We start from the raw sequence: 10,227 nt of genomic DNA, 5'->3' as shown, positions 1-10,227 counted from the left end.
AGGCGGCGGAACTGGCGCGTCGGCACGACCACCCGGACCTCCTGACGCTCGCCCTCACGGTTCAGGCGGAGGTGGCGCTGGACGCGGGGGACGCGGGGAGCGCCCTGGGCTGGAGCGCGGCGTCCGTGGAGCGGCTGCCGCACTTCGCGCCCCGCGAGGACTACGCCCGTCCCCTGCTGACGCACCACCGGGTGCTGAGCGCCCTCGGACGCGCGGACGCGGCGACGCCGCTCCTCGCCGCCGTCGAGTGGCTCGACCTCGCGATCGGCGAGGTGCCCGGGGCATACCGGGCGTCCTTCCTGCACGTCCACCCCACACACCGCCGTGTCCGCGAGCTGCTCGCCACCCTCGTCTGATCTCGGGGGCAGCGCAGGGAGGCCGAGATCATCATGCCCTCAGGAGCAAGGTGTTCGTGCAGGGCGTGCACGATTTCCTCTGGGACGCGCGGCAGGTACAGGAGAAACGCGGGCACGCCACCAGCGAGCCCGAGGACTTCCTGCGGCTCGGGAGCGGCATGCCGGGCTGGGCGATGCTCGTCGGCCTGATCGACGAGGGGCAGGAGATCCATGTGGGCGAGGAGGCGGGCCTGACGCAGTGGAACGACGCGCTGGGTAGCGTCGACGTGCCGTGGGTCGTCCCTGCACCCGCCAAGGTCGCGCACGTGTTCACGAACGCGGGTCCGGTGCGGACGAGCGACCACCTCGACCTGACCGTTTCGCTGCGCTCCCACCTCGCCGAGGATCTGCAGACGTGGGTGACGGACCTGCTGTCAGGCGATCTGGACGCGGCGCGGGCCCTCCTGCCCCGCGTTCGCGAGCAGGGCTTCGAGGTGTACGTCACCCGCGATCTCGACGCGGCCACGTCGTACGTACGCGCCCGCTACGAGGGCATGCAGGACAAACGCTACGGCCTGCTCGCGTCCAGCAAGGCCTCCAACCTCAAGAGCGTCGGGCTGGACACGTGGACGCAGGGCGTGAAGCACCACAAGGCCGGACCGTGGTTCAACAACCCGCCGTCCGACCCGGCGTCCTGCTGTCGGCTGCTGGACATCGCGACGGAGTTCGTGTGTCAGGGCCTGGAGTTGGACTTTCCCATCCTGTGCTGGGGGACGGACTTCACGTGGGGCGGTGAGGGCTGGAACGTCCGTCCCTCACGAACGATGGCCGGAAGGCGCGCCCCGGAGGACCCCGCAGCCCTGCGCCTCAACAGCTACCGCGTGCTGCTCTCGCGAGGCCGTGACGGCATGGCCCTCTTCGTTCCCGAGCAACCCGCACTCGACGAAACGTACCGGATGCTCAGGAGCGTCGGGGTGCCGACGCTCTGAAGGCCGGGAGGGAGGACGGTCGTCTCTCCACCAGGGAAAAAGGAAGCACCCCGCACTGAGTGCGGGGTGCTTCCTTTCTGGTGCGCCCGAAGAGATTCGAACTCTTGGCCTTCTGATTCATAGATGGAAGCTAGGAGTAGAGGATTATCAACGATGTGTCCGATAGCTAACAATTTTTACTGAAGTGGGGTTTAGCCAAAATCCGCTGTTGCATTTTGTGAAATTAATAATCAGTTCGTCCTTCCGTAGTAAAGCACGAGCAAGGCACGCTCACCTACACACAGCGGTTGGCCTTGCCGCACGAAGACATTCCCAAGCTTAGGTCACGATGTCACACCTCCCCAACCCACCTAAGGGAGCTCGACCATGATGTCAATCTGTACCTCCTGCACGAATTCTTCAAGGTTCTTAAGCACCAACTCGATGGGAAGCACGCTCACGTTAGAACGTGCTTCAAGATCAGAAAGCTCAGGTCACCGACCGCTCAAAGTGGGTAGCGTCGAGCGGTAAGCAGGAATGCTGATCTGCGCGAAGCTCCAGACACAGTGGCGTGTGCTCCCAAACAGCTGCAGAAGCTCACGCGTTTTTCTTTCGCTCGGGTCGTCAGTCGAGTGGGACCTCCTGCTGCTTGTTAAGGCAGACTTGTCCCAGCACAAGGTGCGACGGGTTCGACACCGCCACAGTACGTCCAGCGTCTCACCCGCGGCTAAGCCTCTGGAAACGATTCTCGACATCAAGGGACAGGCTTACTAGGACGTCCGGACAATCCCGCTCTGGATGACGCGCTCACGCGCCCAGGGTGTTCCGGGCTTCCCGTCCGGACGTCGGGAAGCTGCACCCTCTAGGCAGCAGACTCACCGTCTGAGTCAGCGCGCGTGCTCCAACGCCTCCCAAGCTCAACGTACGCGCTTTCAGGCCGGCGCTTCCTTCCTCTCCCGCCAAGGCTTCCCATCCCGCGCCATCGCGTTGAGCATCACCAGCAAGCGCCGCATGCACGCCACCATTGCGACCCGTTGCGGCTTCCCCCGCCCCTTGAGGCGCACGTATGCGTCGTGCAGCACCGGGTTGCACCGAACGGCCGTCATCGTCGCCATGAACAGCACGTGCCGCACCTTCCCCCGCCCACCGTGAATCCGCCAGCGGCTGATCTTCGTCCCGCTCTCCACGTTCACGGGCGCCACGCCCACGAGCGCCGCTACCTGTCGGTGCGACACCCGCCCCAGTTCCGGCAGCAGGGCCAGCAAGGTCACCGCGAGCGTCGGCCCCACCCCCGGCGCGCTCGTGAGCAGACCAAACCGCACCACGGCCGCCTCGTTGTGCCCCACGCAGGCCATGATCTCCTTGTCCAGCGTCCCTTCGAGCAGTTTCAGGTGCGCCACGGACCCCGTCAGACTCGCCCGCACCACCTCATGACGGGTCATCAGCAGTCGCTTGCCCTCCGCGAGCCGGAGGCCCTGCACCTGAAGCCGCCGCACCACCAGCGCCCGCAGCTCCTCCACGAACGCGTCCGGCAGTTCACGCACCTCGGGGCGAATGCGCTCCGCGAACTGCGCGAGGACCAGCGCGTCCACCCGGTCCGTCTTGGCGAGCCTGCCGGTGGCGCGGGCGAACTGCCGGACGTGCCAGCCGTGCGCCACCACCACCGGCAATGCCTGCGCGGACAGGGCCGCGACGAGGTCACGCTCATGCCCGCCCGTCGCTTCGAGCACCACCAGGACCGGCGTGAGCGTCACAAGGTGCCCCGCGAGCGCTGCCACGTCCTCCGGGCTATTCGTGACGCGCCACGTCTCCAGGGAGGGACGCAGGGCCACGTCCAACCACCGCTTGCTGACGTCGATGCCGACGAAGACGTCCGTCATACGTCCTCCTCAGTCTGCCCATACCCAGGATCACCCTCGCGCACGGTGCGCACAGCAGCGGTCAGGTTTCAGGGCAGACGGGCGCCGCGCTCGCTGTGGTGGAGTTCGGAGTCGGAGCTCCACGCTGTGCCTCAGCTTGTGGCCATCAGCGCCTGCTCTGAGCGTACGCCGCACCCCAGGAAGTTGCATGACAGGCGGAGGGATGTCCAGTCGTGTGGACGTTCCGCTTGCGCGTCAGTCCGGCGCTGCCCTCGATACTTCACGCGGTCGTCGCGGCATGAGGGTCGGGCTGAGCGCTCGGACCGACGCGTTCCCCTCGGATACCAGGCGGAGTGGGCTCTCCGGCGAACTGGGCAGGCTCTGGAAGCGCGCCACCCTCAAAGTACGCCGATGGCACATCCCGGCTTCGCCCTTCGTCGACCACGTGCTGAGCACGGTAAGCGGCACGGGCTGAGAAGCCGGGCGGAACGAACGCGCCTCCAATCGAGGGCGGAGTCTCCTCCCATCCCGACGTCAGGTTGAACGGACGCTCCAGTCAGAGCGTGGCACGCCGGGCGGTCCTCGAGGTTGCGCGCGTCGTCGAGCGACCTTCACCGTCCCGAGGTTGAAGCCCGGCGTGTCAGGGAAGCCTCCCAGATATCTACGCGGCCTCCGGGCCTACCGATCTCGCGGAGTACGCTTCCGTGACGATTCAAGCGTATGCCGCGTCAGTGCGCTTCGTTGCGAAGCCGACGAACGGCGGGATTCTCCTTGGGAAAGCCCTGCCGAGCGTCGTCGAGCATGGTCTGAAGTTCCTCGACGAGGAACGAGAGCGGCAGCACCTCCGCGCTCTTGACATGCCGTAAGACGAGCACGACGAGTTCACGGACGGCGGGAGCTTCTTCTCGTCGCGCGAGGCCGAGGAAGGCCTCGGTGTGCGCGAAGCGCCGTAGTTCGGCGCGAGGGCCTTCGAAGAGTTCGAGCAGGTCGCGGGCGTATCGTTCGGGGGAACCTTGGCGCATAGAACCTCCAGGGAGGGGAGGGCGACCGCAAAGGCAAAGAAGAGTTAAAGCGGTCTCTCATGGTACGTGAAGGTGAATCAGAAGAACGTTCGTTCGGCCCACAATGACATGCGTCGGGAACCTAGGCTCGGGCGCTTCGATTCTTGATGTGCGAAGTATGTCTTTTTAACGCTCGTGCGCGTGATACGCAACTCCAGCCAGGGGCTTTACAATGAGTCCCGTCGTTAGTGTCCGCTTCTTCGCGTACAACCCGACCCCAGCGACCTTTCAGTACGAAGATGGCCCGAGTGGCGTCCCGAGCGTGATCACCGTGTCCTTCGCGTCGGAACGGACCATTTGCGGCAACAGCGTCCGGGTTCCACCTTCCGGGCTGGTCAAGGTCACGGCCGTCGCACGCAACATTTAGTAAGAGCCTTCAGCACCTAGGGACGTCAGGGAACGTCCCAAAGACGATGGCCGCGTCCCACCGCATCCTCACCGTCGATGACGAAAGCCCCACGTTGCCGTGGGGCCTCACGCGACCGCGACCAGGAGCTCGATCAGGCTATTTCAATCCTCGCCCGTGAGGGCGCACTCCGAGCATAACAAAACCGCTCCCTCTTGGGAGCGGTCGTGTCTTCGGCGCCTCGGATGCCGACGATGTTGCAATCCTCGCCTCGCTCACCGGACACCGGCGCTCAGGGGAGTTTCACTCTAGCACCGTCATCACGACCCCGGCAGGAAGGGCGGCAGGGTCAGGCAGGACAAACGTGTAGTCCTCCAAAGCCGAGGGCGCGTCCGTGTGACGTTCGACACGGACGCTGTCCAGCAAGCGGTGCGCGGGGTACCGACCCAACGGGTGGTCATGCGAGAAGATGACCATCCGGAGGAACCGCAGGTCCGGACGGGCGCTGGACCGAGAATGCTCGAATGCCTGCCGCATCGCGTCGTACAGCAACGCGAGGTCGTTGGGCGTCACACCCGAGGACCCGGCGAGCGGCGCGCTGACAAACATGTGCCCTCGATACACGGCGAACCGGACCAGGGCGCGACGGCCGAACATGCCGCCCGCCTTTTCATCCGCTTTGTGCCGCGCGACACGCGTCACGGTCTGCTCGATGATGTCCACCGGGTCGATACTCTCGATCAAGCTGAACTGCACCGGACCTCGGGTGCTGCCCGCGCTGACGTTCTCTCCGATCAGGACGCCGCCGAACATCCGGATGTCGAAGTACCGCCGTTGCAGGTACGGCATGGTCTTGCGTTCGTTGTCCAGCTTGGTGCCCTTGGAGGGCTTGCGACCGCGGGTCAGGTCTAACAGTCGATTCACCAGGGCGTCTTGAACGCCTCGTTCACGTAGGTCACGCGTGAGCTGCTCGGTCGCTCGGCGGTCCAGCGTACCGTCAAAGGTCACGCCTGTCTCATGAAGCGTGAAGGGCGTTGGGAGGGCCGCGTCCATCAGCGACTCCACCTCGGCCGGAGACAACCGTAGACCCTGCTCGGACGCGTTGAGGCTCAGCGCGTCGTAGGCGTCCGTCAGCTGCTGGCTGAACAGCACCCCCGACTGCACGAAGATATCGTTGCGGTCCCGTTCAGTGGCCGTCATCCACGGGCGGGTCAGCAGCACGTAATCGCGAATTTTGCGTTTGTACGATTCGGGAGTGACGAGCCCCTGATTGGTGACGGGATTGACCCTAGGGCGGTTGTCGTCGTCAGGATCGCCGTTCGGATTGCTGAGGTGCGCACTGAAGAAGAACACCACGTCATGCCGGCGGGCAGGATCGAGGTGCGCGGGAAGCTCCGAGCTGATCGTGGTCATTCGTCAGACGCCTCGTTGTTCGTGGATTTCGCTCGTTGCGTGCGGGCCCGCTCCCGCAACACGGCCTGTTGATGATAGCTGCCCAGCACGAACAACCCCTGCTGCTCCGGCGTGAACTGCGTGGGCAGCCGCGTGATGTCGGCGGTGAGATCAAGCAGAAGACCGGTCAGGACGGCGTGCAGTCCCGGTCGTTGCCGGGCGAGTGAGCGCAGGTGCAGTTGCAGCTGTGTGTCCAGCCGACCGAACGTCCGGGCGGGGAAGGTGATTAAGGCCACCCGGAACCGGTCGGCCAGCGTGAGCCGCACGTCACCCATCACAAGACGGTGAATGTACCCGCATAACGCCAGGTAACGCCCGCATTGATACGCCGTTCGTTCCACCCCGGTCAGAAGCTCGGGTGTGAGACGACGGTCGGGATGAAGGGTCGAGTTGAGATCGTGAGACACAGGCACTCCTTTGGCGGTGAGGGTCAGTCGAAGAAATGCCGCGAGGTGCGCCGTGATTTCCACACGGCGAGCGTGACGAACCAGTCGGGGCAGCCATACGGCAGGCAACGGCCGCGCGTTCAGCACGAACTGCATCAACGCCTCCTCATCTCGCGCGACGATCGACGTCGCGCCTCCCAGCGTCAGCGTCTCCAGGAGCGCGCCCACCCCGAAGGTCACCGTCCCTGCCCCACTGTCGAGGGTGACGCGTTGCGCTTCAAAAAACCTGTTGACCTGAGCGGCCAGACGCGCAGCGTCAACCTGCTCGTGCCAGCGGACACTGATCCGGCCGCCGTTGCTTTGTAGGGCGAGGATGTCCACACGTCCTGCCTGCGGCAGGTGCTTGATGGGCGTGCCCGACCGTAAGCTGCTCAGCACGGCCTGAGCGGCGTCAGGGGTGAACTGATCAAGCCACGCCAACGCCTCCCCTGAAGTGGACGTCCACAACAGGTAAATCACGGGGCTGTGCGCGGAGGGCCTGAACTGCCGGTCCGGATCGGCGAGCAGACGCGTGAGCAGCGCGCTCAACCGCTCCGCAGCGCTCTGCGCGACTCGAAGGTGCGTCATGCCATACGCGTCGAAGGCGCTGCCGTTGAGGCTGAGCAGCAGCGTCCCGCTCGGCTGCCCGAACGGCATACCTTTGATCACCGGTGCGTTCGTCGCGAGGGGACCCCACTCCCCGGTCACCGCGCAATACCCTTCCGACGCGGTCCGTTCGGTCAGACACACCGTGACCCACCAGCGCTGCACTTCTGGCGCCACGGCCGGGTCCAGCCCTTCCACCTGCCACGCGACCAACCCGTCCGGGTTTAGGTCCTTCCACCGCATGTCCCCCTCCGCAAAGAGGTCAGGTGGGACGGCCTCGAGGAAAGTTAGGACGGCCCTCACCTCCTGATTCCCCGTCTCCCGGGCGCAGGCATGCAGCGTCTCGAGGTAACGTTCGTGCGCCAGACGGGCACGCGTGTCATCTGCGTCCTTGGGACGCCCGAAGGCGTACATCAAGTTGTCGGTCAGCAAGGTCGCACGCAACGTGCGGGTCCGCGCGACCGGCAGTTCCGGCGCTAGGACCGTGTACGGCGTTTCTCCTTTGGCTGGTTTGGGATGTCTCACCACCTGCCGTAGCTGCCCTTCCCGCGTGAGGTGCACCGTGAGGAGCGGCGCGACCCTCCGGTACAACCGAGGCGCGTCCGGCTGTTCGGTTTGCGCGCGCAGCAGTTCAGCGAGCATCCCACACCTCCCGGTACGACGCGGCCGGCACCAGCATCCGCCCCTGTTGCAAGGCCGCCTGGAAGTACACCGCCCGCGCGGACCCGCGAGCCGGGCGCGCCCCATGCACGTCATGCGTACGGAAGAGGTTCGGTCCGCGCTCCTCCCGCTCGAACCGCACGTCGAGCAGCATCGTCCCCAGCGCCCGATCAATCGGCCAGGGCTGATCCTCCACGCCCGGAAGCTCGAAATTCGCGCTGAACTCCCGGCAACCCAGAAACGGCCGCGTGAAGCACTGCCCGCGCCGCAACCGCCGCTCCAGCGCCGCCTGATGCTTTCTCGCGCCGTGCGGCTCGTGCGGCGCGGCAATCAGATCCGCATGAATCACGTACGCCACGTCAAGCAACGCCACCGTGAGCCGCTGCGCGCGGTTGTGCTCCGCGTTGGTCGGTCCTCGGCTGCGGTCCTTGAGCTCATTGCGACGAAGCCACAACCGCTGGATCGGGCGGAGCACGTCAATCGCGCGAATCTCATAATGAAACTCCGGTTTCCAGTAGATCGCTTCGAGCACGCCACGGGCCGCGCTGGGCGTCATCACGTCATACGACACGCGCTCCACCCGCAACTCCGGACGGGTGAAGCAGGCCGCGGCGCCCCACACTTTCACCCGTACTTGCGCCTCCACCTCGACCAAGGTCACGGGAGCGGCTCCGCGATGCCGCTGGTGCGGTCGTACCCTCCCAGCCACACCGCCCCGGCGGACGTCATGACGACCTTCCCCTGCTCGACCGCCCGCTGAAAGGCCGTGAGCGACAACGCCGCCGTGTACCCCCGAAGCCGTTGACGTTCCGCGCGGCTCAACGGACGACCGTGCGCGTGACGCGCCAGACGACGCGCCTCATCATCAAACGGCACGGCGACCAGCATGTTCGGGTCGTCGTAGAACGCGTACCGCTCCGCCACGGTCTGCACGAGAAGCCGCTGACGATGCAACCGCAACTGCAGGGTGTCCAGGTTGCTGCTCGACATACGCAGCGTGTAGTACGCCGCAAGGTCCTCCAAGGTCAACGCGCGCCCCTGAGCTTCGCGGAGCACCTGCCGCGTCAGCTGCTCCGCCAGCAGGTTCTCACGTGGCCGTTGCTCCCCGATCACCTCGAACACCCGCACGTCCTGCTGCGACCGCGACGCGCGCGCCACCAGCGCCAGTTCCTCCAACGGCGCGAGGGTGTGCCACACCTGCTCGAACTGAAGACGCGCGATGTGCAGCACTGAATGCGTCGCGAACAACCGGACCGGCTCCCCCAACGTGAGCCGCCGCTGCGCTTCCTGCAGCACCAGTTGCCGATGCTCCCCGCACAACGCTCGGCTCAGCATCAACGCGTCCGGCACGAGCCGCGCGAGCGCCGCAGCACTTTTCCGGTTGCCCGTCACGCACAACACCTGCAGCTCCTGCTCCAGCCGAACGGCCAATTCCTCCAGGTCAAACGTTCCCGCGAAGCGAACATGAATTGGGCTGTGCGGCCTGACCGTCGCGCCGCCCTGCAAGGCCACTGGAGGCACCGAGATCGAGGTGAGACCGGGCAGCTGCCGGCGGAAGGTCTGAGGCAGATCATGCGCGAACAGCACCGTCATGCCCGTGAGGTGCGCGAACTCCTCAAGGGCCTGCAAGGTCACGTCGAGATGCTTGAGGGGCAGGACATGCGGCTGATCGAGGATCAGCACGCTGCCCTGCAGAAACGCCAGCAACCTCAAGTCACGCCGGGTGTTGCCGAGCAGCGCCCGCATCACCTGCCGAGCCGTCGTGATCACCACGGCATGCCGCGGGTTGAACCCGACCGACGCGCCGAACAGTTCGCGCCACGCGTGGTTGAGGTCATGCGCATACAACGGATGCGACGCGGCGAACACGACCCGCTGATGCCCATGCGTTCGTTGATGCCGCGTCGCAAACGTCAACGCGGCCGCTCGCCTCACCTCATGATCTGAGCAGGACATCTCGAACAGTCCCGTGGGCTGCGCGGTCACCTCGTCCGGAAGCCCGACGCCCAGACAGGTCACGTCGATCGGATCATCCGGTGAAGCAACCGGGCGGCCCAGCAGGTCCTGCTGAAGCACGCTGGACAACAACCGAATCCACGTGTCCGCCTCCCCGGAAGGGAACGTCAGGGGTGGACGCGGTACGGAGGGAAGGTCACGCAGAGCGTCACACTGCGCGGCGGTCAGCTTCACACTTCCAAGCTGCGCCGCGAGGACGGGTGCGTCGGGAAGCTGCTCGTGCACGCCAAGCAAGGCCATGGCGAGCGCGGCATGCCCTGCCGTGTACGCCAATGCCGCAGCTGTCAGGAGTTCCCCGTCCGCTAGGGTCAACAGGGAGTGGGCCAGCGTCATGTGATCGGTCAACCGCAGTTCTCGCATTCCAGATCCTCAAGTCTGACGCTTCCACTATCGCATCCCGCCAGGCAACCACAGTACCTTGCCGAGAACACAAACACCTGCGCTTGGGCCACCGCGAGGATCCGTGTGGCACATGTCTTCACCTCGCCGGTCACTCCAT

Annotated in this window: 8 protein-coding genes; 2 read left to right on the top strand and 6 right to left on the bottom strand. The window is 65.5% G+C overall.

Translation table 11 applies throughout. The annotated features are described in order from the left end of the window. Together DEIPI_RS39070 and DEIPI_RS29020 are read left to right on the top strand one after the other, a co-directional pair. A partial coding sequence (locus tag DEIPI_RS39070) for a hypothetical protein (protein WP_045233730.1) occupies positions 1-356 on the top strand: 356 nt, incomplete at its 5' end. 56 nt (positions 357-412) lie between these two features. Next, entirely contained in the window at positions 413-1,324 is a 912-nt protein-coding gene (locus DEIPI_RS29020) for a DNA/RNA helicase domain-containing protein (RefSeq protein ID WP_169737035.1), read from the top strand. Between the two features lie 911 nt (positions 1,325-2,235). On the opposite strand, the gene DEIPI_RS0106390 is transcribed toward DEIPI_RS29020, so the two are convergent. The 6 genes from DEIPI_RS0106390 to DEIPI_RS0106365 all read right to left on the bottom strand — a co-directional run bounded on the left by DEIPI_RS0106390 (position 2,236) and on the right by DEIPI_RS0106365 (position 10,088). After that, on the bottom strand, positions 2,236-3,183 hold the full coding sequence (locus DEIPI_RS0106390; protein WP_027481244.1) for an IS110 family RNA-guided transposase: 948 nt from the start codon (positions 3,181-3,183) through the stop codon (positions 2,236-2,238). Positions 3,184-3,890: 707 nt separating this feature from the next. After that, entirely contained in the window at positions 3,891-4,184 is a 294-nt protein-coding gene (locus DEIPI_RS0106385) for a hypothetical protein (RefSeq protein ID WP_027481243.1), read from the bottom strand. Between the two features lie 688 nt (positions 4,185-4,872). Then, positions 4,873-5,982 (bottom strand): type I CRISPR-associated protein Cas7, encoded by a 1,110-nt coding sequence (locus tag DEIPI_RS0106380; protein ID WP_027481242.1) that lies wholly within the window; start codon positions 5,980-5,982, stop codon positions 4,873-4,875. Further along, positions 5,979-7,694 (bottom strand): type I-C CRISPR-associated protein Cas8c/Csd1, encoded by a 1,716-nt coding sequence (locus tag DEIPI_RS0106375; RefSeq protein WP_027481241.1) that lies wholly within the window; start codon positions 7,692-7,694, stop codon positions 5,979-5,981. The genes DEIPI_RS0106380 and DEIPI_RS0106375 overlap by 4 nt, the downstream gene beginning before the upstream one ends. Further along, a complete protein-coding gene (gene cas5c / locus DEIPI_RS0106370) occupies positions 7,684-8,373 on the bottom strand; it encodes a type I-C CRISPR-associated protein Cas5c (protein ID WP_052351634.1) in 690 nt (229 codons plus the stop codon). Before cas5c ends, DEIPI_RS0106375 begins: the two co-directional genes overlap by 11 nt. After that, positions 8,370-10,088 (bottom strand): DEAD/DEAH box helicase family protein, encoded by a 1,719-nt coding sequence (locus DEIPI_RS0106365; protein WP_027481239.1) that lies wholly within the window; start codon positions 10,086-10,088, stop codon positions 8,370-8,372. The genes cas5c and DEIPI_RS0106365 overlap by 4 nt, the downstream gene beginning before the upstream one ends. Between the last annotated feature and the right edge of the window lie 139 nt (positions 10,089-10,227).

It is taken from the genome of Deinococcus pimensis DSM 21231, from assembly GCF_000519345.1.
GTDB classification, from domain to species: domain Bacteria; phylum Deinococcota; class Deinococci; order Deinococcales; family Deinococcaceae; genus Deinococcus_A; species Deinococcus_A pimensis.
The sequence above is the reverse complement of the archived record's forward strand: the minus strand, read 5'-3'. Positions and strand labels throughout refer to the sequence as shown.

What these genes read in the sequence shown, in the direction of transcription:
- DEIPI_RS0106390 (WP_027481244.1), bottom strand. Translation starts at nt 3,183, where the DNA reads ATGACGGACGTCTTCGTCGGCATCGACGTCAGCAAGCGGTGGTTGGAC.
- DEIPI_RS0106365 (WP_027481239.1), bottom strand. Translation starts at nt 10,088, where the DNA reads ATGCGAGAACTGCGGTTGACCGATCACATGACGCTGGCCCACTCCCTG.
- DEIPI_RS0106375 (WP_027481241.1), bottom strand. Translation starts at nt 7,694, where the DNA reads ATGCTCGCTGAACTGCTGCGCGCGCAAACCGAACAGCCGGACGCGCCT.
- DEIPI_RS0106385 (WP_027481243.1), bottom strand. Translation starts at nt 4,184, where the DNA reads ATGCGCCAAGGTTCCCCCGAACGATACGCCCGCGACCTGCTCGAACTC.
- DEIPI_RS0106380 (WP_027481242.1), bottom strand. Translation starts at nt 5,982, where the DNA reads ATGACCACGATCAGCTCGGAGCTTCCCGCGCACCTCGATCCTGCCCGC.